General features: G+C 67.2%; 24 protein-coding genes and 1 tRNA gene. 14 read left to right on the top strand and 11 right to left on the bottom strand.

Going from position 1 to position 23821, the window contains the following annotated elements; translation table 11 throughout:
• Nucleotides 1-17 precede the first annotated feature (17 nt).
• Nucleotides 18-1280 (bottom strand): NAD(P)/FAD-dependent oxidoreductase, encoded by a 1263-nt coding sequence (locus EJJ38_RS06665; RefSeq protein WP_164738439.1) that lies wholly within the window; start codon nt 1278-1280, stop codon nt 18-20.
• Nucleotides 1281-1441: 161 nt separating this feature from the next.
• Here EJJ38_RS06665 and EJJ38_RS06660 point away from each other — a divergent pair, with 161 nt between their 5' ends.
• The 3 genes from EJJ38_RS06660 to EJJ38_RS06650 all read left to right on the top strand — a co-directional run bounded on the left by EJJ38_RS06660 (nt 1442) and on the right by EJJ38_RS06650 (nt 4542).
• Nucleotides 1442-1963, top strand: coding sequence for a SixA phosphatase family protein (locus EJJ38_RS06660; protein WP_127089319.1), 522 nt, complete (start codon nt 1442-1444; stop codon nt 1961-1963).
• 3 nt (nt 1964-1966) lie between these two features.
• Nucleotides 1967-3412, top strand: a complete 1446-nt coding sequence (locus EJJ38_RS06655) for a YcjX family GTP-binding protein (protein WP_127089318.1) — start codon at nt 1967-1969, stop codon at nt 3410-3412.
• Between the two features lie 68 nt (nt 3413-3480).
• A complete protein-coding gene (locus EJJ38_RS06650; RefSeq protein ID WP_127089317.1) occupies nt 3481-4542 on the top strand; it encodes a YcjF family protein in 1062 nt (353 codons plus the stop codon).
• On the opposite strand, the gene EJJ38_RS06645 is transcribed toward EJJ38_RS06650, so the two are convergent.
• Both EJJ38_RS06645 and EJJ38_RS06640 read right to left on the bottom strand, forming a co-directional pair.
• Nucleotides 4500-5081, bottom strand: coding sequence for a hypothetical protein (locus EJJ38_RS06645; RefSeq protein ID WP_127089316.1), 582 nt, complete (start codon nt 5079-5081; stop codon nt 4500-4502). The genes EJJ38_RS06650 and EJJ38_RS06645 overlap by 43 nt on opposite strands.
• Before the next feature lie 61 nt (nt 5082-5142).
• Complete coding sequence (locus EJJ38_RS06640; protein WP_127089315.1) at nt 5143-5595, bottom strand: SAM-dependent methyltransferase; 453 nt, start codon at nt 5593-5595, stop codon at nt 5143-5145.
• Nucleotides 5596-5803: 208 nt separating this feature from the next.
• On the opposite strand from EJJ38_RS06640, the gene mazG reads away from it, so the two are divergent.
• A complete protein-coding gene (gene mazG / locus EJJ38_RS06635) occupies nt 5804-6670 on the top strand; it encodes a nucleoside triphosphate pyrophosphohydrolase (RefSeq protein ID WP_127089314.1) in 867 nt (288 codons plus the stop codon).
• Here the strand turns inward: mazG and EJJ38_RS06630 are convergent.
• Nucleotides 6649-7380, bottom strand: coding sequence for an SIMPL domain-containing protein (locus EJJ38_RS06630; RefSeq protein ID WP_127089313.1), 732 nt, complete (start codon nt 7378-7380; stop codon nt 6649-6651). The two genes, mazG and EJJ38_RS06630, sit on opposite strands and share 22 nt — an antisense overlap.
• A gap of 232 nt (nt 7381-7612) precedes the next feature.
• Between EJJ38_RS06630 and EJJ38_RS06625 the strand changes: the two genes are divergently transcribed.
• A tRNA-Ile gene (locus tag EJJ38_RS06625) sits at nt 7613-7688 on the top strand.
• Nucleotides 7689-7948: 260 nt separating this feature from the next.
• Here the strand turns inward: EJJ38_RS06625 and EJJ38_RS06620 are convergent.
• Both EJJ38_RS06620 and EJJ38_RS06615 read right to left on the bottom strand, forming a co-directional pair.
• Nucleotides 7949-8128, bottom strand: coding sequence for a hypothetical protein (locus EJJ38_RS06620; RefSeq protein ID WP_127089312.1), 180 nt, complete (start codon nt 8126-8128; stop codon nt 7949-7951).
• 626 nt (nt 8129-8754) lie between these two features.
• Nucleotides 8755-9324 (bottom strand): hypothetical protein, encoded by a 570-nt coding sequence (locus tag EJJ38_RS06615; RefSeq protein WP_164738438.1) that lies wholly within the window; start codon nt 9322-9324, stop codon nt 8755-8757.
• A 304-nt stretch (nt 9325-9628) separates the two neighbouring features.
• Here EJJ38_RS06615 and EJJ38_RS06610 point away from each other — a divergent pair, with 304 nt between their 5' ends.
• Both EJJ38_RS06610 and EJJ38_RS20270 read left to right on the top strand, forming a co-directional pair.
• The gene (locus EJJ38_RS06610) at nt 9629-9841 is read left to right on the top strand and encodes a hypothetical protein (protein ID WP_127089310.1); all 213 of its coding nucleotides are present in this window, start codon (nt 9629-9631) and stop codon (nt 9839-9841) included.
• 133 nt (nt 9842-9974) lie between these two features.
• A complete protein-coding gene (locus EJJ38_RS20270) occupies nt 9975-10139 on the top strand; it encodes a hypothetical protein (RefSeq protein WP_164738437.1) in 165 nt (54 codons plus the stop codon).
• A 61-nt stretch (nt 10140-10200) separates the two neighbouring features.
• On the opposite strand, the gene EJJ38_RS06605 is transcribed toward EJJ38_RS20270, so the two are convergent.
• Nucleotides 10201-10677 (bottom strand): cupin domain-containing protein, encoded by a 477-nt coding sequence (locus tag EJJ38_RS06605; protein WP_420836868.1) that lies wholly within the window; start codon nt 10675-10677, stop codon nt 10201-10203.
• A gap of 115 nt (nt 10678-10792) precedes the next feature.
• On the opposite strand from EJJ38_RS06605, the gene EJJ38_RS06600 reads away from it, so the two are divergent.
• Entirely contained in the window at nt 10793-11695 is a 903-nt protein-coding gene (locus EJJ38_RS06600; protein ID WP_127089308.1) for a LysR substrate-binding domain-containing protein, read from the top strand.
• Here the strand turns inward: EJJ38_RS06600 and EJJ38_RS20860 are convergent.
• Nucleotides 11646-12935, bottom strand: coding sequence for a PAS domain S-box protein (locus tag EJJ38_RS20860; RefSeq protein ID WP_127089307.1), 1290 nt, complete (start codon nt 12933-12935; stop codon nt 11646-11648). The two genes, EJJ38_RS06600 and EJJ38_RS20860, sit on opposite strands and share 50 nt — an antisense overlap.
• A gap of 242 nt (nt 12936-13177) precedes the next feature.
• Here EJJ38_RS20860 and EJJ38_RS06590 point away from each other — a divergent pair, with 242 nt between their 5' ends.
• The 5 genes from EJJ38_RS06590 to EJJ38_RS06570 all read left to right on the top strand — a co-directional run bounded on the left by EJJ38_RS06590 (nt 13178) and on the right by EJJ38_RS06570 (nt 20559).
• Nucleotides 13178-14293 carry an efflux RND transporter periplasmic adaptor subunit gene (locus tag EJJ38_RS06590; RefSeq protein ID WP_127090299.1) on the top strand — a complete coding sequence of 372 codons (1116 nt, stop codon included), beginning with the start codon at nt 13178-13180 and terminating at the stop codon, nt 14291-14293.
• Nucleotides 14290-17388 carry an efflux RND transporter permease subunit gene (locus EJJ38_RS06585; protein ID WP_127089306.1) on the top strand — a complete coding sequence of 1033 codons (3099 nt, stop codon included), beginning with the start codon at nt 14290-14292 and terminating at the stop codon, nt 17386-17388. Before EJJ38_RS06590 ends, EJJ38_RS06585 begins: the two co-directional genes overlap by 4 nt.
• 163 nt (nt 17389-17551) lie before the next feature.
• Entirely contained in the window at nt 17552-18571 is a 1020-nt protein-coding gene (locus EJJ38_RS06580; RefSeq protein WP_127089305.1) for a patatin-like phospholipase family protein, read from the top strand.
• Nucleotides 18572-18574: 3 nt separating this feature from the next.
• Nucleotides 18575-20038, top strand: a complete 1464-nt coding sequence (locus EJJ38_RS06575) for a GntP family permease (RefSeq protein ID WP_127089304.1) — start codon at nt 18575-18577, stop codon at nt 20036-20038.
• Nucleotides 20038-20559, top strand: coding sequence for a YqhA family protein (locus EJJ38_RS06570; RefSeq protein WP_127089303.1), 522 nt, complete (start codon nt 20038-20040; stop codon nt 20557-20559). Before EJJ38_RS06575 ends, EJJ38_RS06570 begins: the two co-directional genes overlap by 1 nt.
• Before the next feature lie 17 nt (nt 20560-20576).
• On the opposite strand, the gene EJJ38_RS06565 is transcribed toward EJJ38_RS06570, so the two are convergent.
• From EJJ38_RS06565 to EJJ38_RS06555, 3 genes are all read right to left on the bottom strand, one after another.
• Nucleotides 20577-21815 carry a S1C family serine protease gene (locus EJJ38_RS06565; protein ID WP_164738436.1) on the bottom strand — a complete coding sequence of 413 codons (1239 nt, stop codon included), beginning with the start codon at nt 21813-21815 and terminating at the stop codon, nt 20577-20579.
• 214 nt (nt 21816-22029) lie between these two features.
• The gene (locus EJJ38_RS06560) at nt 22030-22230 is read right to left on the bottom strand and encodes a hypothetical protein (RefSeq protein WP_127089301.1); all 201 of its coding nucleotides are present in this window, start codon (nt 22228-22230) and stop codon (nt 22030-22032) included.
• A gap of 111 nt (nt 22231-22341) precedes the next feature.
• Nucleotides 22342-23313, bottom strand: a complete 972-nt coding sequence (locus tag EJJ38_RS06555; protein ID WP_127089300.1) for a tripartite tricarboxylate transporter substrate-binding protein — start codon at nt 23311-23313, stop codon at nt 22342-22344.
• A gap of 190 nt (nt 23314-23503) precedes the next feature.
• On the opposite strand from EJJ38_RS06555, the gene EJJ38_RS06550 reads away from it, so the two are divergent.
• A complete protein-coding gene (locus tag EJJ38_RS06550; RefSeq protein ID WP_127089299.1) occupies nt 23504-23791 on the top strand; it encodes a UxaA family hydrolase in 288 nt (95 codons plus the stop codon).
• The last annotated feature ends 30 nt before the right edge of the window (nt 23792-23821 follow it).

Genomic DNA, 23821 nt, shown 5'->3' with positions numbered 1-23821 from the left:
CCACGCCCCACGAGCGGTTAAGCTTGAGATGTAGCCTGCAGGGGCGCGGTCGGCAGTTCCCGCAGCGCCTCGGCGCGGGCGGAGGCATCGGAGATGCGGCCCGTCCAATAGGCCGCGCGCCGCACGAGGCGGCCGGGGATGCCCCAGCTATAGGACGGGGCAAAGGGCCGGAACGCCGCGATGAGGTCATCCCGCTCCACGATGGCGTCGGCGATCAGGTCGGCGGCAAGGCTTGCCACCGTAAGCGGCTCCGGCCCGAGGCCGGCGGCATACCAGATGCCGGGCCGGAAGGCGCCGATGAGCGGCAGACCGTGGCGCGAGCTGCGTGTGCGGATGCCATGCGCACCCTCCACCACAGACCGGCGAAGACCCGGATAGAGGCGGGCGGCGTGGCGGCGCAGGGCACATGCCGCGCCCGTCTCACCGCGCACGAGACTGGCCGTGGCCGCGGTGAAGGACAGGCTTGTCCCGTCCCAGGCGAAGCTCGCGCCCCGCGCGCCGCCCTCCACCACCGTTTCGCTTGCCCGGCTCTCATCCACGCCGACCGAGAATCGCCCGGTCACGTAATGGTCGCCGATGAGCGCACGGGCGATCCAGGGCGCGGCGGCGCCGAGGCCCCACTCGGTGGCGAACACCACATGCTCCGCTCGCACCCGCAGGCCCGGCACGCTCAGATATTTGCGCACCCCGTCCAGATCCGAGGAGAGAAGTTTCGAGCGCTCGATGATTCGCACGCCCGCCCCCCGCGCCGCCTTGGCGAGGACGAGGGAGACCTTGTGGGCGTCGTAGGAGATGGGGTCCGGATCGAAGAGGGCGCCGAAGGGGGCATTGATCCCCAGCAGGCGGCGCACTTCCTCCGCCCCCAGATGAACGAGCGTTTCGAGCCCCAGGCTGTCCCGCGCCGCCGCCTCGTCGATCAGGTCGAGGCGGCCGGTGGGGCCGGGCAGATAGATGAGGCCGCCCGCACGCGGGGCGATGCCGATCACTTCCATGAGCCGGTTGGCGCTGCGGGCGGCCGCCGCCGAGAGGTCATAGATGCGCCGGACGTCATCGCGGGCGCCGGCCGCGCACAGATCGGCCGCGGTGCGCCCGAAACCCGGCCGGACGAGGCCGCTGCCCTGATAGGGGCCGACCTCCCCGGCCTCCACCACCACCACCTCCCGGTCGCGGAGCGCGAGCGACAGGGCACAGGCGAGCCCGGCCAGCGTCGCCCCGACAATGCAGACGTCGCAATCCAGGTCCCGCACCGCGGCGGATGCCCGCGAAGATGTGGTGCTCATGCAGCCCTCGCCCCCTGCCCACCTGTGTGACAGAAGCCCGCAGACTTCGCCAGATGCTGCATTTGGGCGGGGGAGCGGTGGAACGGGTGCGTGCCGCGCTTCCGCCGGGGCCGCTGGCGCTCTAAACTGCGAGTCGCCTTTCCCCATCGACTGCCGGTGCAATGCGTCGTCTCATCCTGCTCCGCCACGCGAAATCCGACTGGCCCGATGGCATTGTCGATCTCGAACGTCCGCTCGCGGCGCGCGGGCGGACTGCCGCGCCCCTGATGGGCCGCTATCTGGCCCGTGAAGGCCTCGTGCCCGACCGCATCTTGGTTTCCCCCGCGCGGCGGACCCGCGAGACGTGGGATCTCCTGAGCGCCGAGATGAAGGGCCTGCCGGATTCGGCCAGCGAACCGCGCATCTATGAGGCCAGCGCGGCGCGCCTGCTCGCCGTGGTGCGGGAACAACCGGACACCGCCCATACGTTGCTGCTCATCGGCCACAATCCTGGCTTCGAGGATCTGGCTGATACGCTGGTGCAGAACGGCTCCGTCTCCGCGCGGGATGCCATGGACGAGAAGTTCCCCACCGGGGCCGTGGCGGTCATCGACCTGCCCGTGGACCGCTGGATCGATATCGCGCCCGATAGCGGCCGCCTCGACCGTTTCATCACGCCGCGCATGCTGTCGGGCGAAAGCTGACCCATGGCGGGCGGCTCGCGCCTGCTGGAGGAGGCGCGCATCGGCCTGCGCGCCGTCGCGGACAGGGTGGAAGATCTGGCGCGGCCGACGCTCCGGATCGGCGTCACCGGCCTCGCGCGGTCCGGCAAGACGGTTTTCACCACCGCTTTGGTGGAGGCCTTGCGCAATGGCGGCCGCCTTCCGGTGTTCGAGCCGTTCGCCTCCGGGCGCATAGCCGGCGCGCATTTGCAGCCCCAGCCCGACGACACCGTCCCGCGCTTTCCCGTGGAAGACCATTTGCTGTCCCTGGCGGCGCGCGCATGGCCCGCCTCCACGTCGCGCGTCAGTGAATTGCGCCTCGCCGTGCGCCACGCCACCCGGCGCGGCGGCATGCGCACCCTCACTTTGGACCTCGTGGATTATCCCGGCGAATGGCTGCTGGACCTGCCGCTGCTGGACATGACCTATGCGGATTTCAGCCGCGAGAGCCTGAGCCTCGCCCGGGCGGACGCGCGGCGCGAGGCGGCGGCGCAGATGCTGGCGGGCCTCGGCGAAGCCAACCCGGCGGGACCGGCCGACGAGGCCACCGCCCGTGCGCTGGCGGCGCGGTTCACCACCTATCTCTCCGCCTGCCGCGCGGAGCGGGTGGCCATGAGCCTCCTGCCGCCCGGCCGCTTCCTGCTGCCGGGGGATCTGGAAGGCTCACCTGCCCTCACCTTCGCGCCATTGGACCTTGCCCCCGGCACACCGCCCCCAGGCTCCCTGGCGGCCATGATGGAGCGGCGCTTTGAGGCCTATAAGGCCGGCATCGTGCGCCCCTTCTTCCGGGAGCATTTCGCCCGCCTGGACCGCCAGATCGTGCTGGTGGACGTGCTGGCCGCGCTCAATGCCGGCCCGGCGGCCCTGGCCGACCTGGAGCGGGCGCTGGACTCCATCCTTCTGGCCTTCCGGGTGGGGCGGAACAGCCTGTTCTCGGCTTTGTGGCGGCCGCGCATCGAGAAGGTATTGTTCGCCGCCACCAAGGCCGACCATTTGCACCGCACCAGCCATGACCGGCTGGAAGCCATTCTGCGCCGGCTCGTGGAACGTGCCTATGCGCGCGCCCGCACCGGTGGGGCGAGCCTGGACGTGGTGGCCATGGCCGCCGTGCGCGCCACCCGAGAGGCGGAAGTTACGCGAGATGGCCGTCGCATGGCTGCCATCGTCGGCACGCCCGAGGCCGGACAGGAGGCGGGCGGGCACCTGTTCGACGGCGAGGAGGAGGTGGCCCTGTTTCCCGGCGCCTTGCCGGAGGACCCCGAGACCCTGTTCGACCCCTCCGGCTCGGGCTTCCGGGGGCTTGCCAGCGGCGATGCAGATTTCCGCTTCCTGCGCTTCCGCCCCCCGCCGGGGATTGGAACCGGCGCTCCCCTGCCCCATATCCGCCTCGACCGCGCGCTTCAGTTCCTTCTTGGCGACCGCCTCGGCTGAGCGTTTCCGAGCGAAGTGTGAAGCGGTTCGCGTGAGAGAAACGCGGGATCGAGGACAAGGATCGAAGGATGGCGAAGGGCACGAACACCCGCGAGAGCAGCGGAGAAGCCGCGCGCCCGCAGGTCTTCCGCCTGGACGAGGCCGGTATCACCTTTGCCGAGGCCGAGCCCATGCCCGACGAACTGGCTCTGCCCGTGACGGTCCCAGCGCCGCCCGCCCGGTCGCGCCTCGGCCTCGGCACGCTGTTCTGGGCCGGGCTTGGCGGGTTGGTGAGCCTGGGCACGGGCCTTGCGGTCTCCAAGCTGGTGGAAGACCTGTTCGCACGGGCCGATTGGCTCGGCTATGTGGGCCTGAGCTTCGCGGCCCTGTTCGGTGCGGCGACCCTTGCCATCATCTGCCGGGAAGGGCTGGCGCTGGCACGCCTGTCCAGCCTGGATGCCATGCGCACCCGCGCCATGGCGGCGCTCGCGGCGGACGACCGGCCCGAGGCCGAGGCGGTGACGCGGGATCTCCTCTCCCTCACCGCCACCATGCCCGCGCTCGCCCGCCCGCGCGCCGAACTGTCCTCCCATCTGGGTGCCATCATCGACGGCGCGGACCTCGTCCGCCTCACGGAGCGCACCCTCATGGCCCCGCTGGATGCACGGGCCAGCCAGATGGTGTCCGACGCGGCCAAGCAGGTGTCGGTGGTCACGGCCGTCTCCCCGCGCGCCGCCGTGGACCTGCTGTTCGTGTTCTACACGGCCCTCACCCTCATGAGACGACTATCCCGCCTTTACGGCGGGCGACCGGGCGCCCTGGGCATGATCCGGCTGGTGCGCCATGTGGTGAGCCATCTGGCGGTCACCGGCGGCATGGCGGCGGGTGACAGCCTCATTCAGCAAGTGGTGGGTCACGGCTTGGCCGCCCGGCTCTCCGCCCGGCTGGGCGAGGGTGTGGTGAACGGGCTGCTCACGGCCCGGCTCGGCCTTGCCGCCATCGCCGTCACCCGCCCCCTGCCCTTCGCCGCCCTCCCGGCACCGCGCATCGCGGACGTGGCGAGCGGCCTCGTGCGCAGCGCGCAGGACGCCGAAACCCAGGCCGAGCCTCAGGCGGGCATCAGGCGCGTGGGCAAGGCGCCCGGCGAATAGGCCCCAGGCACGTTTCGCCAGAGGGTTTCCACCAACGGCCAGCCCAGAACCGGGCACAGGATCGCCATGAGCGTCGCCACCGGCCACTCGCTCTGCATCAGCGCGCTCACCAGCACGGCGAGCAGGCCCAGGGCTGTGATGAAGCCGAGCGCGGCCATCAAAACCCAGCGCCAACGCGGCAGCCCGGCGGCAAAGTCCGTTTCCCGATTGCCCGCGACCCCGGCATGAACCGCGCGCACGAAGCCCGCGAAGGCGACCCGGTTGTCCTCCACATTGGTGACGGAGGTGCGCGAGAGGGAGCCCACGCGCAGCGACTCGCCGTTGCGGCCCTTCAGCCGCATCTCGTAATTGGGCGCAGCGAGCTGGCCGGGATGATAGCTGAGGCGCACCGCCACCACGTCCGTGAGGGCAAGGCGGCCCGAGCGGGGACCCACGGTCCAGTCCAGCACGCCATCCTGCAGGCGGAAGCGTGATCCCGGGCCCACCAGTTTCGGTTTTGCCGCATAGGTGACGGCGCCGTCGTCCGCGTGGTCGTCCATCGTCTTCCGTTCCGTCACCGTTCATCGCCCTTTACGCGCACCTCGCGCAAAAGCGCAACCCTCAGGCAAAAGCACATGCCTCGGGCTTGAGGTCCAGGAGCGGCGTGCCGTCCAGGCAATCCAGCCCGCGCACGAGCACCGTGTTTCCCTCCACCGCCACCAGATCCACCACCGAGGAGGCGATAGGGTTCGGCCGCACCGGCGAGCGCAGGGAGAACGTGCCCCGCGTGGTGCCGTCATGCTTGGGGGACTGGAGCACCAGGTCGCGCCGTGCCTCATGCATCCAATAGAGCACCTGGAGCCGGGGACTGCGCGCCAGCCCTTCCAGCGCCGCCGACCAGCGCGGGTCCACCTCCAGGCGACACACCGGGCCATCCGCCGCGCCCCGGCGCGGACACTCCCCCCGGCGCGTCCAGGGCGTGCGGATGCGGCCGATGAAATAGAGCCCGCCATCGAAGGCGGATGGCAGGTCCACCGCCACCTCGCCCGGCCGTATATCGCTCACTTCGCTCACCCCATCCCCCTCCCTGCCGCCGCACCTCATGGGAGACCGCGCACTGGCGCTTCCCCGCCAGCCATTCCCACGCTGAAGCCTGATCCGATCAGGCTCCAGCTCGTTGATAGCGAGCGATTCACATGCCGCCCTCCGGCAAGAATTTGCTTCAAGGCGGCATGATCGCACTCTAGAGGAAACCCACGGCCCCTGCCCACCGGAGACCTCCATGCAGCCCTCCCGCGACATCGCGCGCCTCATCGAGATCATGGCGGCGCTGCGGACGCCCGAAACCGGTTGCCCCTGGGACCTGGAGCAGGACTTCTCCACCATCGCCCCCTACACGGTGGAGGAAGCCTATGAGGTGGCGGACGCCATCGAGCGGAACGACATGGGCGACCTGCCCGAGGAACTGGGCGACCTGCTGCTGCAGGTGGTGTTCCACGCGCGGATGGGAGAGGAAGCGGGCGCCTTCGACTTCGGCGACGTGGTGGAGGCCATCACCTCCAAGATGATCCGGCGGCACCCCCATGTGTTCGGCAATACCGCCGACCTCAGCCCGGAAGACGTGAAAGCCAGCTGGGGGCGCATCAAGGCGCAGGAAAAGGCGGAGCGCGCCGCGCGGCGGGCGCAGGCGGGCCTGCCGCCTGACAGCGAGGGCCGCACGCTGGACGGCATCCCCGTGCCTCTGCCCGCCTTGACCCGCGCCCTCAAGCTTCAGGAAAAGGCCGGAAAGGTGGGCTTCGACTGGCAGGATGCCCGCCAGGTGCTGGCGAAGATCCGCGAAGAAACCGAGGAAGTGGACGAAGCTCTCGCAGCCGGGGGAACGGACGCGATCCGCGACGAGGTGGGAGACCTGCTGTTCGCCGTGGTCAATCTGGCGCGCCATGCGGGGGTGGACCCGGAGGCGGCCTTGCGCGGCACGAACCAGAAATTCACCCGCCGCTTCGCCTTCATCGAAGACAGCCTTTCGGCTCAGGCCCGCCATCCCGCGCAGGCGAGCCTCGATGAGATGGAGGCGCTATGGGTGGAAGCCAAGCGGCGCGAGCGCGATGCCCCCGCGCCGCAGCCGCCTCAGATCGGCTCGACTTCATAGACGATGGTGATGCGGGCGCGGGCGGCCAGCTCTCCCGCCTCGATGGGAACCGCACGCGCTTCCGCCTTCATCATCATGGGTGCGGAGGCGATCATGTCGCCGCCGCGATCGGACGGGGCGATGCGCCGCACGCGCAGCAGGCGCATTCCGGCCGCCTCGGCCAGGGTCTTCGCCTGGGCCTGGGCGTCCTTCAGCGCGGCGACCCGCGCCTTTTCCATCAGCGGCCCGTCATCGGCGAGGCCGAAGCGCAGGCCACCCGCCTGATTGGCACCCGCCTGGACCATGCGGTCCAGCAGGCTGCCCAGGCGGGTGAGATCACGCACCTTCACGCCCACCGTATTGCGCACCTCGAAGCCCACAAGGCGCGGCGCTTCGCGGCTGTTCTGGGCGGGCTGGGAATATTGCGGCGAGATGGAGAAGCCGGACGTGGCGATGTCCCGGTCCTCGATGCCGATGGCCTTGATGGCGCTGATCAGCTCGCCCATGGATTTGGAATTGGCGGCCAACGCCTCCTCGGCGGTCTTGCCGCTGGCGACGACGCCGGTGCTGAAGGTCGCCATGTCGGGCGCGGCAGCGGCTTCGCCCTCGCCCACCACGGAGAGGGTGGCGCGCTCCGGATCCTGCGCGTGCGCCGGCGCCGCGAGCCAACCGAGCGACAGGGACAAGGCGAGCGCTGCGGCAAGGTGCCGGTGCAGCCGTCGGGCGATCATGAACGTCTCCGCATGGGAACAATGAGGGTGCCACACGACAGCGCGATCACGGCGCCAATGGGGCGCGGGCGGTTGTTCCTGTGCACGGGACTTGCTAGAGGCTGATGCGGGCCGCTTGAATCAGGCGGCCCGGCGGTTCCGTCTCCGGGGTTATTTGGAAGTCGGACAAAGGGTTGCCGCCGCGCCGTCCCGCATTAGGCGACCGGACGGCTCGGACGATGCCCAACGGGTGGGGCCTGTAGCTCAATGGTTAGAGCCGGCCGCTCATAACGGTCTGGTTGCAGGTTCAAGTCCTGCCGGGCCCACCAATTTTTCAATGGGTTACGATTGCTACCCCGGACAGCGCCCAACGCCCCTCAATGATATTGCCAACGTTTCAGTAAACATTTCCGATATCACCTACTATTCACTCTCATTTTCGGTCGTGTCTTCCCGATTAAACGGAACGCACACTTCGCATAACCATTCCGAAAGCGATTTTATCGTCATCAAGCACTACAATGCGCACCTCTGCCCGCGCCGCGAACTTGGCGGCGACATCGCCCGCGTCGTGGGCACCAGCAATCAACTAACGCAGCTTCGCGATCCCGATGCCGTCGAGCTTGGCGCGGTCTTTGATGGATTCTTCGCTGCGCGTCATCGCTTTCGAGATGGCCTTCAGCGCCATGCCCTTCTTCGCGAGAAGCTTCAGCTTCTCCAATTCATCGTTGGTCCAAGGTTGGCGATGCCGTTCAAAACGCTCGGCCATGTTCTGCTCCTGCTGCGCCCGGGCGAAGCTCGGACTGGTTGCGCGTCGTATAGCAGGGATGAGCGCCGTCCAGGGAGATCCCGGCACAGCCTTTCAAAAACCGTAGTTTCAGATCATAAGCTTCATCGCCGATTATTTTCGGCCACCTGGCGCAGATGCACGCGCCATTCGCCATCAACAAAAAACCAAACGGATCGCCGGAAAAACGGCGTTGGCCACGGCTGCAATGTCGAGGCCCAGGATATTTATGAACACTCAGACTAAATCATCACATCACCCGCGCCCGCCCCGATCTTCACCGGACTGGAAGCCCCAGCCCAACGGTCTTACGCGCGAAGAGCTTCGACAGATTATTGCGGAACAAATCGGCTAACGCCAAGTGTCCACACTTGGAAGGAGGAGGCACGATGCCGCCTCCTTCATCCCGTCTCTCGGCGCATTGCGTCATTTCTGTTGTCGATGAAATATCGGCCGCCAATCCAGTGGCATGTCACGTCTGCGAGATACGCTGAATGGAAGCGTCAAAAACCTGCAGAGACCTGCAGGTCGCTTCTCCATTTCTCCCCCATATTTGGGGTTAGCCTGCGTTATACGGTAGGTCACCGATGCCATTAAGCACGGATAACCTATTCCGAACTGCACGCGATGTGCCATTTTGGAAAAACCTTCACCCGTAGATGCAATTGCTCTCCTGCTTTCGGCTTCTTGAAATTGCTGTGTTGAATAGGCGGAGCGCACAAGAAACTCGCCGGATCATTCTGAAATTTATAATAATTTTCAGCAAAAATCGTAACTTCACCCAAAAGTACAGAATATTCTACTATCTTAAATTTCAAAGATCGCTTTCCATGATCTCCCCAATTGTCAATGCACCCCAGAAACGCCTCGCACGATTCTGTATAGAAAGTTCTTTTTTCATTCGGCGGGACCATTTGCTGAAATGTAAATCCATATTTATACCAGTTTTGATAAGATGATACGTTTATATAAACATCACCGCTGCGGTGATTTTCTATTGTCACGAGGAATCCCCGGCCCGCATAAGCTGAGCTGGCGGTGAGGGCCACCAATGATCCGCAAAATGCTGCCGCAACGGCCGTCAGGCTTTTGAAATTCCGCATGTTCCCCGCCCCATGATCAATGAATATACGGATAAAATGCACGGGACATGGAGAGCGCCGGGTGGCTTGCCCCACTCCCGATCGCCTCATGTTACTGCAGGTTGAGCGGCAGGAAAATATCAATCGACGCTGAGCGCTCGGTGCCAACGAAAGACATACGGCCCTTAAAGCGCACCGCGACGCTTGCCGACAAAGCCGCGATGCTCGCTTTCCGACGCCCAATCCGACGGCCCTCGGCGAGCGCCCGCCCGTGGCGGCGCAAAGCCAATTGCATCAACCATTTCCATGCCAAACCCGACTTTTATTTCCGGCCAAGCTGAAACGCATGGTGGGGACTGTCGTTGTGTTTGTGGGAATACCCCAACAAGAGGAAATCAACATGGGCAATCAGAACGAACAGGACCGCAACCGCCAGCAGGGCGGCCAGCAGCAGGATCCCAATCGCCAGACGGATCCCAATCGTCCGGGCCAGCAGAGCCAGGGCGGCGAAGGCCATGGCCAGCAGGGCGGTCAGAAGCGGCCTGATCAGCAGGGCCAGCATGGCTCGCAGGATCAGCAGCGCAAGGATCGCGACAATCCCGGCCAGCGCTGATCCAAGTACCTGGAAACCCGGCCCCGGTCCTCTCAGGAGGGCCGGGGTTTATTTTTGCGCCCTTCCCTACGCACATCGGGAACCGGAACCCCAGCCAAGCGTTGATTGCGCCTGGATAGCTGGGGTTTTTACCATGGGTAGCACCGACAAGCCGCTTCTGCGCGCGCTCGTGCAGCACTTTCGCGGCGACAAGGAACGGGATGTGGCGTCCGTCCTGCAGACGCTGATGGAGGCGAACAAGGCCCACCCGCTTCACGCGGCGGAACGGCAGGCGCCGCCGGATCGGCGGCCGAAATAGGCGCGTCCCGCGTCACATCTCCCGCGCAAGGATCAGCCGAGCCGCTCGCTGCGGCAGGCGCTCACCAGGGCGTGCCGTCCTTGCGCGTGAAAGACCATCCGTGTGCCGAGAAGGCCGCCTCCAGGTCGTCCTCGGGATAATCGGCGCGATCCTGCGCATCCCGGTCGCCCATCTCCAGATACTGGACCTCCTCCCCGCTCCGGTTGACGAGGTGGTGGGCGCATCCCTGCGCGGGAAACCCCACGCACATGCCGGGGCAGAGCGGGAACTCACCCGCATCCGTGCGCAATGTGGGTGTGCCGCTCAGGATATAAACGAACTCCTCCTGCCGGCTGTGACGGTGCAGCAGCGCGGACTGGGCGCCCGGCGCCAGGATGGTGAGGTTCACCCCGAACCGCGTCAGGCCGAACGCATCACCCAGTTGCCGCTTCACCCGCCCCGCCATGCGCGCCACGAAGGGCGCGGGATAGTTAGAGGGCGTGACACGCGGCGGAACGTCGAGCGCCACACGCGGACGGTGATCGGGGGCGGTCATCATTGTCTCCTGTGCAAAGTACTGGTTTGGACCCTAGCGCAGATGGGGCATGATAACGGTGAGATATTCTCACCTGTTCGCCTCCCGACCGGACGCCGCACGAGGAGCAGAGACGCGCATGCCCGCCACCCTGCCCTCCCTGCGTGGCCTTGCCGCCCTTCAGGCGCTCGCGCGCCACAAGCGACATAAGGCGGCGGCACAGGCGCTGGGCATTTCCCGCTCCGCTTTGTCCCATCGCATCGATGAATTGGAGCGCGAGCTTGGCGCGGCGCTCACCGCCAGAACGGGCCGCGTTTCCATGCTCACGGATGACGGCGTCGCACTGCTTTCCGCCATGGGGGATGCGCTGGAGCGCATTGAGGCGGCGGTCGCCCCGCTCCAGCGGCGGCGGGCGCAGGTGCGGCTTTCCACGGTCAACACGCTGGCCGCCAATTGGCTGCTCCCGCGCCTGCCGGGCTTCCAGCGCGCGCATCCCCATGTGGAGATGGCCATCCTCACCACACAGCGGGTGGCGGATCTGGAAGCGGAAGGTATCGACTGCGCCATCCGGCACGGGCGTGGGGAGTGGCCGGGGGTCACCGCGCGCCTCCTGTTCCGGGAGACGCTGGTCCCCGCCATCGCCCCGGGGGTCCTCGCGGGCACCCCGTCCGCATGGCCCGTCATCCGCGCGCGGACGCGGTTCCGGGACTGGTCGCTCTGGTGGCAGGCGGCCGGGTTTGCAGGTGCCCCGCCTGAAGGTGGCATGGTGGTGGAGAACAGGGCGCAGGCCCTGGAAGCGGCCCTGGCGGGCGCCGGCGTCGTCCTGACGGATGCGCGCTTCATCGCGCCGCATCTGGCTTCGGGACGGCTGCGCGCCCTTGGCACGGTCGCGGAGCTGGAGGAGGGCTATTATTTCGTCCGCCCGCCCGCCGCCCGCAATCCCCGCATCCTGGCGGAGTTGGAGCGGTGGCTGGTGGCGGAAGGCGAAGCCCCTACCCCTCCGGACGCGCCGCTGCCTCCAGCTCCGCGATGCGCTTCTTGAGCGCGCGCGTCTCCTCGAACCTGCGGGTCACGTCGCGCAGGGTGGAGACCATGCCGGTCACCGTGCCCGCCGCGTCCTTGATGAGGACGATGGTGAATTCCAGGGACAGGCGGTGCCCCTCCTTGTGCAGGCCGGGCACGGACAACATGTCGCCCGCCCCGTAGCGGCTCACGGCCGTGGCCACCGTGTGGTGATAACCCTCCCAATGCCGGGCGCGCAGCGGCTCGGGAATGATGATGTCCAGCGACCGGCCCAATGCCTCCTGCGCCGAAAAGCCGAAAATGCGCTCCGAGCCGGCATTCCACAGGACGATGATGCCCTCCCGGTCGCTGGCCATGACGGCGTCGGCGGCACTGCCCAGCAGCGCCGCGCCGATGGAGGCGGGATCCAGGCCCTCGGGCGCCGCCATGGCGGCGTTTGATGACAAGGCCGGCGCGGCGTCCGGTGCAGTCTCGTCCAGCACCGCGAAGTCGCCGAAGAATTCCGTATGGATGCGCACGGCCGGGACGCCCGCCTTGCGCAGCCCGGTGACCATGTCCCGCATGAAGCCAACGGGACCGCAGATGAAGATGTCGCTTTCCCCCAGCGGCACCTGCCCCGCCACGGCATCCACCGTCAGGTGCCCCGCCGCGTCGAAATTCCGCCCCTCCACATCCGCGCTCCGGGGGCGGGAATAATGGACGCGGGCCGTCAGGCCCGGCCGCGCTCCGGCGATTTCCCGCACCCGCGCGCCGAAGGCATGGGTCGCTCCGTCCCGCGTGCCGTGCAGGAAGGCCACCCGCCGCTCGGGCTCCACCGCCTCCAGCATGGCCATGAGCGGCGTCACGCCCACCCCGGCGCTGATCAGAACCAGAGGCCGCCCGGATGCCGGGAGGCAGAAGTCTCCGGAGGGCGGCAGGAGATCGATGGCCGTGCCGGGCACCGCGTGGTCGTGGAGCCAGCGCGAGACGGCGCCGCGCGGATCGCGCTTCACGGAGATGCGCAGCATGCGCCCGTCGCCGGGGGCGGAGAGGGAATAGTTGCGGTGGCCCGCCGGCGCCCCCTCCCCGGTGGGGCGCAAGGTGATGTGCTGGCCGGGCGCGTGAGGTGCCAGCGTCCGGCCATCCACCGGCCGCAGCCAGAAAGAGGTGATGGCGTCGCTTTCATCCACCCGGTGATCCACGAAGAAGGGCCGCCAGCCGGTCCACGCCTTCCCGCTGCCCGGCGCATCCGCATGCATGCCGTTCTGTTCCGTCACCATCGGCGTTTCTCCCGTTCGCGGGTGGGCCCGCAGCCTGCTTCGTTTTTCGCCGCGCGGAGCCTCTCCTCCATCGAGGTGAGCCCGAACCGCTCCGCGTGCAATGGATTAAAATGCCTCCAAACCAGGGCCTGTCGCCATGCGGCCACACCGCGCGGGCTGCGACTCTGGCCGGCTGGCAGACACACCCAACCTAAGCTATAGCCATGAGACGCACTGCGAAGGGACGCTTAGCCTTGACCGATATGGATCACCGTCCGCGGACCACCGGCAAGGGCCGTCTTCGCACCTATCTGCGCCCCGCCGTCGCCCTCGGCGCCGTGCTTCTCATCGCCGGATGCGGCGAGCAGAAGGCCCCGGAGCCCCCCGGTCCCCGGCCGGTCCGCACCATCGTTACATCCAGCCGCACGGCAAGTGATTCCATCCTTCTGACCGGCGCCGTGGAAGCCCAGAACGAGGCCAGCTACGGCTTCCGCATCGGCGGGCGCATTCTCGAGCGGCTGGTGAATGTGGGCGATACGGTCGCGCCGGGCCAGGTGCTCGCGCGGCTCGATCCCCAGGACGAGCAGAATGCCAAGCGCTCCGCGCAGGCCGCCTTGGCGGCCGCCGAGGCGGCGGTGAACCAGAGCCGGAGCCAGTATGAGCGCCAGCGCCAATTGCTGGACCGCGGCTTCACCCCCCGCGCACAATATGAGCAAGCCGAGCAAGCCTTCCTGAACGCCCGCTCGCAGATGGACGACGCCACCGCCCGCCTGCGCATGGCGGACGACCGGCTGAGCTTCACCGAATTGCGCGCCGATTCTGCCGGTGTCGTCACCCAGCGCCGCGCCGAGGCGGGCGAGGTGGTCCAGGCCGGACAGCCCGTCGTCGAGATCGCCCGCCAGAATGGGCGCGACGCCGTGTTCGACGTACCCGCCCCCTTGCTGACCGCCCTTCCGGCGGACCCGCAGGTGGAAGTGACGCTCGCCAGCGACCCGGCCGTGAAGGCCATGGGCCGCGTGCGCGAGGTGGCGCCGCAGGCGGATCCTGTGACCCGCTCCTTCCGGGTGCGCGTCGGCCTCATCGATCCGCCAGAGGCCATGCGGCTCGGCGTGACGGTGCTCGGGCGCGTGGTGGTGGATACCGGCCCGGTCATCGAGATCCCGGCCAGCGCCCTCACCCGTCTGAATGACAAGCCCGCCGTGTGGGTGGTGGATCCCAAGACCGAGACCGTGGCGCTGCGCAATGTGGACGTGCTGCGCTACACCCCGTCCTCCGTGGCCGTGGCCGAGGGCCTCAAGCCCTCCGAGATCGTGGTGACGGCAGGCGTGCAGGCCCTCCATCCGGGCCAAAAGGTGCGCCTGCTCGGAGCCGCCCGGTGAGCGGCTTCAACCTCTCCGCCTGGGCACTCCGGCACCGTTCGCTGGTTGTCTATCTGATGCTCGTCTCGGCGATTGCCGGCGTCTTGGCATTCCGCGCCCTCGGGCGGGCGGAAGACCCCACTTTCGTCATCAAGACCATGGTGGTGCAGGCCAACTGGCCGGGCGCAACCCTGGAAGAGACCTTCAAGCAGGTTACCGAGCGGCTGGAGCGCAAGCTCCAGGAAGTGCCCCAGCTCGACTTTCTGGAAAGCTTCACCCGCCCCGGCACCACGACCGTCTTCGTGAACCTGAAGGGCAGCGCCACCGCCGCCGAGGTTCCGGACATCTGGTACCATGTGCGCAAGAGCGTCGGCGACATCCGCCACACCTTGCCCCAGGGGATTATCGGCCCGTTCTTCAACGACGAGTTCGGCGACACGTTCGGCATCATCTACGGCTTCACCGCGGACGGCTTCACCCAGCGCGAATTGCGCGACTATGTGGAAGACGTGCGCTCCGAGTTGCTGCGCGTCCCCGATGTGTCGAAGATCGAGATCCTGGGGGCGCAGGACGAGCGCATCTTCATCGAATTCTCCATCCGCGAGTTGGCGAGCCTCGGCATCGACCGCGCGGCGGTGCTCGCGGCGCTGCAGGCCCAGAACATGGTGCAGCCCTCCGGCGAGATGCAGACCGGGGCGGAGAACATCTCCATCCGCGTGTCCGGCGCCTTCAGTTCGGAAGCGGACATCGCCAACGTCAATTTTGTCTCCAACGGACGGCTGATCCGGCTCGCCGACATCGCTACCATCCGGCGCGGCTATGCCGATCCGCCCCAGCCCATGTTCCGCGTGAACGGCCAACCCGCCATCGGCCTCGCCATCGCCATGCGCGACGGAGGCGACATCCTGGCCATGGGCCAGAACGTCGAAAAGGCCCTCCAGGCGCAGATGGCCGATGTGCCACTGGGCATCAATGCCGAGTTGGTGGCCGACCAGGCCGTCACCGTGAACAGTGCCATCGCCGAGTTCATGGAAAGCCTCTGGCAGGCGGTGGCCATCATCCTGGTGGTGTCCTTCATCGCGCTGGGCGTGCGCGCGGGCGCCATCGTGGCCCTCGCGATCCCGCTCACCCTCGCTCTGGTGTTCGCCATCATGCAGATGGTGCACATCGACATGCAGCGCATTTCGCTGGGCGCGCTGATCATCGCCCTCGCCCTCATGGTGGACGACGCCATGACGACGACCGACGCGACCCTGACCCGCCTCGCCGCGGGTGACGACAAGAACAAAGCCGCCTCCTACGCCTTCAAGGCCTATGCGCCCGCCATGCTGGCCGGCACGCTGGTGACGGTGGCGGGCTTCGTGCCCGTGGGCTTCGCCGCCAGTTCGGCGGGTGAATACACCTTCACTTTGTTCGCCGTGGTGGCCATCGCGCTGCTGGTCTCCTGGATCGTGGCGGTCCTGTTCGCCCCCCTCCTCCAGGTGATGCTGCTGAAGGCCCCGGACCCGGCCAAGCAGCCGGACCCGAACGCGCCGCCCAAGGGGCTGATGGCGATCTACAGGAACATCCTGCTCCTGTGCCTGCGGCTGCGCTATGTGACGCTGGCGGTCACGCTCGGTCTGTTCGTGCTCTCCGTGCTGGCTTTGCCGCTCATTCCGCGCCAGTTCTTCCCCTCCTCCGACCGGCCCGAACTGCTGGTGGACCTCGCCTTGCCGCAGAACGCCTCCATCTATGCCACCGAGAGCGTGGCGCAGGCATTCGACAAGGTGCTGACGGGCGATCCGGACGTGGAGCGCTGGAGCACCTATGTGGGGCGCGGCGCCATCCGCTTCTACCTGCCCCTCGACGTGCAGCTGCCCAACGATTTCTTCGCGCAGGCGGTGATCGTGGCCACCGACGTGGCGGCCCGCGAGCGCCTCCAGGCCAAGCTCGAAAAGCTGCTGGCCAACGACTTCCCGCAGCTCGTCACCCGCATCTCGCCGCTGGAACTCGGGCCGCCCGTGGGCTGGCCGGTGCAGTATCGCGTCTCCGGCCCGAACATCGAAAAGGTGCGCGACATCTCCTTCCAGCTGGCCTCCGTGATGGCCTCGGTGCCCGGCACGGAGCAGGTCAACTACAACTGGATCGAGCCCGCGCGGCAGGTGCGCATCCGCATCGACCAGGACGAGGCGCGCCTGCTGGGCCTTTCCACCCAGCAGATCGCCGGAGTGCTGAACACGGTGCTCTCGGGCGCCCCGGTCACCCAGGTGCGCGACGACATCTACCTCGTCAATGTGGTGGCCCGCGCCACCGACGAGGAGCGCGTCTCCCTCGCCACGCTGGCGAGCCTGCAGGTGCCGCTGCCAAACGGGCGGACGGTTCCGCTGCGCCAGTTCGCCACCTTCGAGTTCGGCCAGGACTATCCCGCCATCTGGCGCCGCGACCGCATCCCCACCCTCACCGTGCAGGCGGACGTGGAGCGGGGCGTGCTGCCCGAGGGCGTGGTGGCGGATCTCGATCCGAAGATCGAGGCCCTGCGGCGCACCCTTCCGCCGGGCTATGCCATCGCGGTGGGCGGCACGGTTGAGGAGAGCGCGTCGTCCCTCGCCTCCGTCATCGCCGTGGTGCCGGTCATGCTGTTCCTCATGCTCACCATTCTGATGGTGGAGCTGAAGAGCTTCCAGCGGACGCTGATCGTCGTGTCCGTGGCGCCGCTGGGGCTGATCGGCGTGGTGGCCGCGCTCCTGCTCTCGGGCCGCCCGCTTGGCTTCGTCGCCATCCTGGGCGTCCTCGCGCTCATCGGCATGATCACCAAGAACGCGGTCATCCTGATCAGCCAGATCGAGGCGGACCGGGCGGCCGGGCGCTCGGTGCTTGATGCGGCGGTGCAGGCGTCCTGCGCCCGCTTCCGGCCCATCATGCTCACGGCCCTCTCCACGGTGCTGGGCATGATCCCCATCGCGCCCACGGTGTTCTGGGGGCCCATGGCCTTCGCCATCATGGGCGGTCTGCTGGTGGGCACGCTGCTGACCCTCATCTTCCTGCCCACGCTCTATGTGGCCTGGTTCAGCCGGGCCGAGAGCCGGGCGGCGGCGGCAGGCGGCAAGCCGGACACCATGAAGCCCGCCGGGGCCTGACCCCGGGGCACACGGACGGCCGGGGCGGCGCCCCGGTCCAAGGACAGGCTCAAGAACCTGCCCATAAGCCCGCCACGAGCACGGCGGAAGCGCACAGAGCGGACAGCGAGCAAAGCATTTTCACGGCCCGCCACGGCGGGGCCACTGACCGGAGACGCGCGACATGGAACGTTCTCCCCTGCTGATCGACTTTGCCCTTCAAGGCGGCGGCGCCCATGGGGCGTTCACCTGGGGGGTGCTCGACCGCCTGCTCCAGGAACGCTGGCTGAAGATCGACGGCATTTCAGGTACCTCTGCGGGCGCCATGAACGCGGCTGTCCTCGCGGACGGCTATGCGGCGGGCGGGCCGGAAGGTGCGCGCGCGGCCCTCGACCGCTATTGGAAGGCGGTGTCGAACGCCGCCCGCTACAGCCCGTTCCAGCGCAGCCCCATCGACAAGCTGACCGGCCGCTGGACCATGGACACCTCGCCGCTCTTTGTCGGCATGGACATCATGTCCCGGCTGTTCTCGCCCTACGACATGAATCCCGGCAACTTCAATCCGCTGAAGGGCATCCTGGAGGAGCAGATCGACTTCGAGCGGCTGAAGTCCTCGCCCATCCGCCTCTTCATCACCGCCACCAATGTGCGCACCGGGCGCGGGCGGGTGTTCCGCAATCCCGAAATCACGCCCGACGTGCTGCTCGCCTCCGCCTGCCTGCCCACCATGTTCCAGGCCATTGAGATCGACGGCGAGCCCTATTGGGACGGCGGCTATTCCGGCAACCCCACCATGACGCCGCTGGTGCGCGAGTTGGAGTCCGACGACACCATCCTCATCCCCATCAATCCCGTGCAGCGGCCCGGCACGCCCAAGTCCGCCGCCGAGATCATGAACCGGCTGAACGAAGTGTCGTTCAACGCGGTGCTGCTGAAGGAGCTGCGCATGATCGCCATGCTCCGCAAGGTGGCCGACCCCGGCAATACCGAGGGCGCGCAATGGGCGAAGATGCGCATCCACATGGTGCGCAACCGGCTCATGTCCAGCCTCGGCTATTCCTCCAAGCTCAATGCGGAGTGGGATTTCCTCTCCATGCTGAAGGCCGAGGGGCGCAAATCGGCGGAGGCATTCCTCATCCATGACGCCGACAAGCTCGGCCGCGAATCCTCCATCGACCTCGACGAGCTTCTGGAAGGCGTGTGAGCCATGGGCCTGATCGGCATTCTCGCGGGGCTCTCGCTCCTCATCTATCTCGCCTTCCGGGGATCGAGCATCCTGCTGCTCGCCCCCATTGCGGGCCTGATCGCGGCCGTGTTCTCCGGCGAGCCGCTGCTGGCGAGCTGGACCCAGACCTTCATGCGCAGCGCGGCGGACTTCGTCGCGCAATTCTTCCCGCTGTTCCTGCTGGGAGCGGTGTTCGGCAAGCTGATGGAGGATTCCGGCTCCGTCACCGCCATCGCCGATGAGATGACCCGCCGCCTCGGCACCAAGCGGGCGATCCTCGCCGTGGTGCTGGCGGGCGCCATCGTCACCTATGGTGGCGTCAGCCTGTTCGTGGCCTTCTTCGTCATCGCGCCCATGGGCATGGCGCTGTTCCGCGCCGCGGGCGTGCCGCGCCGCCTCATGCCGGCCGCCATCGCGCTCGGCACCTCCACCTTCACCATGTCGGCCATGCCCGGCACGCCCTCCATCCAGAACGCCATCCCCATGCCGTTCTTCGGCACCACGCCGTTCGCGGCGCCGGGCCTGGGCATCATCGCCTCGCTCATCATGCTGGGCTTCGGCATGTGGTGGCTGAAGCGCCGCGAGGCTTCCGCCCGCGCCGCCGGCGAGGGATTCGGGCGCTCGGACAGCACGCCGGAGGCAGCCGCCGAGGCGGCCACCAGCAATCCCATCGTGCGCGAACGCACCACCACGTCGCAGGCGTTCGACCCGGCCGAAATCCACCACAGCGACGAGGCCAAGAAGGTCCCGTCCGCGCTCCTCGCTTTCCTGCCCATCATCGTGGTGATCGTGGTGAACCTGCTCATGTCCTTCGCGGTGCTGCCGCGCATGGACACGAGCTTCCTCGCCTCGCCCCAGTGGGGCGGCACCACCATCTCGGCGGTGGGCGGCGTTTGGTCGGTAATGGTGGCGCTCATCGCCGCGATCATCACGGTCATCGCCATCAACTTCCGCAGCGTGCCGAAATTGCGCGCCACGGTGACGGCGGGCGCCAATGCGTCGGTGCTGCCCATCCTCTCGGTGGCGAGCCTCGTGGGCTTCGGCGCCATCGTCGCCGCCCTGCCCGCCTTCGCGGACGTGCGCGACTGGGTGCTCAATATCGGCGGCGGGCCGCTCGTCTCGCTGGCGGTGGCCACCAACATCCTGGCGGCGCTCACGGGCTCGGCCTCCGGTGGCCTCACCATCGCCCTCGATTCGCTCGGCCCCACCTTCATGCGGATCGCCGGCGAGACCGGCCTCGACCCGGCGCTGATGCACCGCGTCGCGGTGATCGGCTCGGGCACGCTGGACAGCTTGCCTCATAACGGCGCGGTGGTGACGCTGCTGGCCGTGTGCGGGGTGACCCACAAGGAAGGCTATCTGGACATCGTCATGGCGGCGGTGGTCGGGGCGCTCATCGCGCTTGCCACCATCATCGTGCTCGGCACGCTGGTGGGTAGCTTCTGATGAGAGGGATGGCGGTGCGCGAGTGGATGATCCGCCTGGTGGTGCTGAGCCGCTGGGCCATGGCACCGCTGTTCGTGGGCCTGCTGGCGGGCCTGATCCTGCTGGTGTTCGCCTTCTTCCGGGAGCTGTGGACCTTCGCGGTGGGCCTGCCCACCCTCACCGAGACGCAGGTCATCATGGGTCTGCTGACCCTGGTGGACCTCGCTTTGGTGGGCGGGCTCATCGTGGTGGTCATCTCCTCCGGCTATGAGAATTTCGTCGAGAAGATCGACCGGGCCGACGCCCCCTCCTCGCCGGAATGGATGACCCGCATCAGCTTCTCCGGCCTCAAGCTGAAGCTGTTCGCCTCGCTCATGGCCATTTGCGGCATCACCCTGCTGAAAGCCTTGATGCGGCTTGAAACAGATGTGAGCGAGACGCAGGTGAAGTGGCTCGTGGTGGCCAACATCATCTTCGTGGCCGCCTATGGCGTGCTCGCCCTCACCGACCGCTTCGTCCAAGGCACGAACCGGGATTCCTGACGCGGCACCCGACCACTCTATTTGGGCGTGCACTTCACCTGGATCGTATAGGCCCGCCCATCGCGGGCGATGGCGACGGCGGGCTGGCCCTCGGCGGTCTCTACCTCCTGGGCGTCCACGGAATTGGCACGCAGGAAGCTCGCCGCCAGATCGGACTTGATGCCGAAATTCACGTTCTGCGGGAAGGCGCCGCCGGACTTGATGGCCGCCACCTCGCTGAGCTTGGCCTGCGTGACGCCCACCAGAAGGCCCGCCGAATCCACGATGGGACCGCCGGAATTCCCCGCCTGGATGGGCGCGGTGAGCTGGAGCGAGCGGGTGTCATTGCCCGGCCCGGCCAGGGAGGAGACGATGCCGCTGGTGAAGTTCAGGCCGTTGTCGAGCTGCCCCGCCAAGGGAAAGCCCATGACGAAGATGGTCTCGCCCAGTTGCAGATGCTTGCGCCGGAAGCGGGCGGGCGTGGTGGCGGCGGGCGTCGTCACCTTCAATAAAGCGAGGTCGTTGGCGGTGTCCGTGGCGAGGATGCGCGCGGCGCCGTAGCCAGCGATCACCGCCTCCGTGCAGCCCTCGATCACATGGGCATTGGTGAGCGCGACGCCGTCCGAAGTCACGAAGAAGCCGCTGCCCGTGGAGAGATCCCCCTCCGAGGCATCGCCGCCACCCTTGCCACTCCCCTTGCCGCCATCCTTGCCCTTGTCCGTCTTGCCCGCTTCCGCCTCTCCCTTGCCGCGCTTGCCGCCCCCGGAATCGGCGGTCATGTTCTGGTGCTTGTCGGCGCAGTCCAGCAGCGCGGCCAGCATGGCGGCGGTGCCGTCCAGCCGGAAGCCGGCTGTGCGGCCGGAGACGAACACCCGCAGAAGCTTGCCCTGCCGGAACTCGCTGAACAGGTCCACATCATCCGGAAGTGGGATAAGCAGGAAGTCTGTGTCCTCCGCCGTGGCGGAGGCGCGGCGGGTCCGCCCGCCGTCCACCTGATAGCGGACATCCACCTTCTGACCCTTCTTGAAGGTCACGGGCGCGTCGAAGACCGCCATGTTCCAGGAGAAGTCGGCGCCGATCTGGAAAGCCAGCACCATCCCGCTTTCATATTCGGCGGAGGCGACGCAATTGCTGAAGGCGCCGGTATCGTCGTCCACATAGACATGCACGTCCCAGCCGCGCACGTCGAACGACTTCACCTGCCGCGCCAGCGCGGTTTCCGCCGCGATCAGCGACCATGCGGCGAGCACCAGCGCGAAGAAACGCACGCTTTTCATCTCACCCGCCCCTTCGCCTTCCGCTTCCGGCGCACGCTCCGGCGTCATCGGCACTCAGGATAGCGGCGAAGGGAAAGCCCGCATAGAGCGCCATCCGGCACAGGCCACCTCCGTTCGCCCCGCGCTCAGGGCGCGGAGCGGGCCGCGAAGGGATCGAAGCGCCAGTTCAGCGTCATCGCCACCGTGTCGATGCGGGTATTCGCGGGGGCGAGGTTCACCCCTGCCAGCCGGAGCGACCGCCGAGGCTCACATTGGGCCGGCCGGCGACGGCATAGGCGCTGGCGGCGGCGTCCCCCTCCAGCGCCAGCTTGCCGGTGAGCCGTATGCGGCTGTTGAGGCCAATCGCGACACCTTGCCAAAGCGCGGCCTCGCTCAGCACACGCAGGATTTCGTTACACTCTGTTTCGTCGCTCATCTGAAGCGTAACCGGAGGCGGCGAGGCAGTAGTATCCAGCGGGGATGCCGGGAAAAGAAAAAGGCGCGCGGCCGGAGCCGCGCGCCCAATGTCAGGACAGGTCGAAAAGCCTCACTGAACCGGCTTGTCGATGACCGTCTTCCAGATGCCGATTTCCTTCTCGAACATCTTGAGATGCACATCGGGGCCGCGATCGGCGGGCGGGAACACGCTGGTGCCCACGTCGGCGAAGCGCGACTGGATGGTGGGATCCTCCAGCGCCTTCTGGAGGGCGCCGTTCAGCTTGGTCACGATGTCGGCCGGCGTGCCCTTGGGCGCGTAGAGGCCGTGCCAGATGACGAAGTCGAAATCCTTCAGGCCCGCTTCCTGCAGCGTCGGCAGGTCCTTGAGGATCTCCATCCGCTTGGCGGAGGTCACGGCGAACGGCTTCACGGTGCCGCCCTTGATCTGCGGAACCGCGGTGGTGGACTGCTCGCACAGAAGGTCAACCTGGCCGCCCATGAGGTCGTTCATGGCCGGGCCGGTGCCGCGATAGCCCACGTCCGTCATCTTCACGTCCATCGCCTTCTGGAGCAGCTGGGCGCAGAGATAGGAATTGGAGCCGACACCGGCATGGGCAATGGTGGTCTTGGTGCCGTCCGCCTTCACCTTGGCGATCAGCTCGGCGATGTTGGCCGCCCCGTAGTCCTTCTTGGAGAGCAGCACCATCGGGCCGTAATTGATCAGGCCGATGGTCTCGAACGCCTTGTTGGTGTCATAGGCGAGGCTCGCATAGAGCGAGGCGCTCGCGGCCAGGGCAACGTGGTGGATCAGAAGGGTGTAGCCGTCCGGGGCGGACTTTGCGAGGCGCCCCGCGCCCGTGGTGCCGCCCGCGCCGACCACCGGCTCGATCACCAGTTGCTGGCCCAGGGTGGCCGACATGCTCTGGCCGAGCAGCCGGGCAATGGCGTCGCTCGGGCCGCCGGCGGAATAAGGAACGATCAAAGTGATCGGGCGGGTGGGATAGCCCTGCGCGGACGCCCCGCTCACGCCCATGGTGAGGCCGAAAATACCGGCGGCCACCCATTTCATCAAACGCACCATCAGCTTCCTCCTCAATGGTTCTTCCCTAAGCACACGGCAGCTAACGCATTGACGCGCATCGTGTTTTTGTGAGTTTTTCACCGAAGTGCCGGAACCGCGCTTGACACCGACCTTCGATTAACTCATCTATCATACGTCTTATAGAAGACTTGTGTCGAAACGGCAAGCCGGAAGAGGCGAGGAGGCAAGCGTGAGTGCGCCGCACCTATTGGTTCACGAGAAAAAAGATACGGTCGGAGTGGTGGTGGTTGAGGGCCTGAAGGCCGGGACCGACATGCTCTGCGTGATCACCCACGACAATTCGGCCTTCCACCTCACCTCGAAGATGGACGTTCCGATCGGCCACAAGGTGGCGCTGGTGGATATCAAGGCCGGCGACACCATCTGGAAATACGGCCAGGACATTGGCGTCGCGAAGGCGGATATCGCCAAGGGCGAGCATCTCCACGTCCACAATGCCAAGACGAAGCGCTGGTGAGGCCGACATGTCCGAAAACGCAATGTTCCA

This window comes from Aquabacter cavernae (assembly GCF_003993795.1).
Taxonomy (GTDB): domain Bacteria; phylum Pseudomonadota; class Alphaproteobacteria; order Rhizobiales; family Xanthobacteraceae; genus Aquabacter; species Aquabacter cavernae.
Note: the sequence above shows the minus strand (reverse complement) of the source record. Positions and strands in the feature narration are given on the sequence as shown.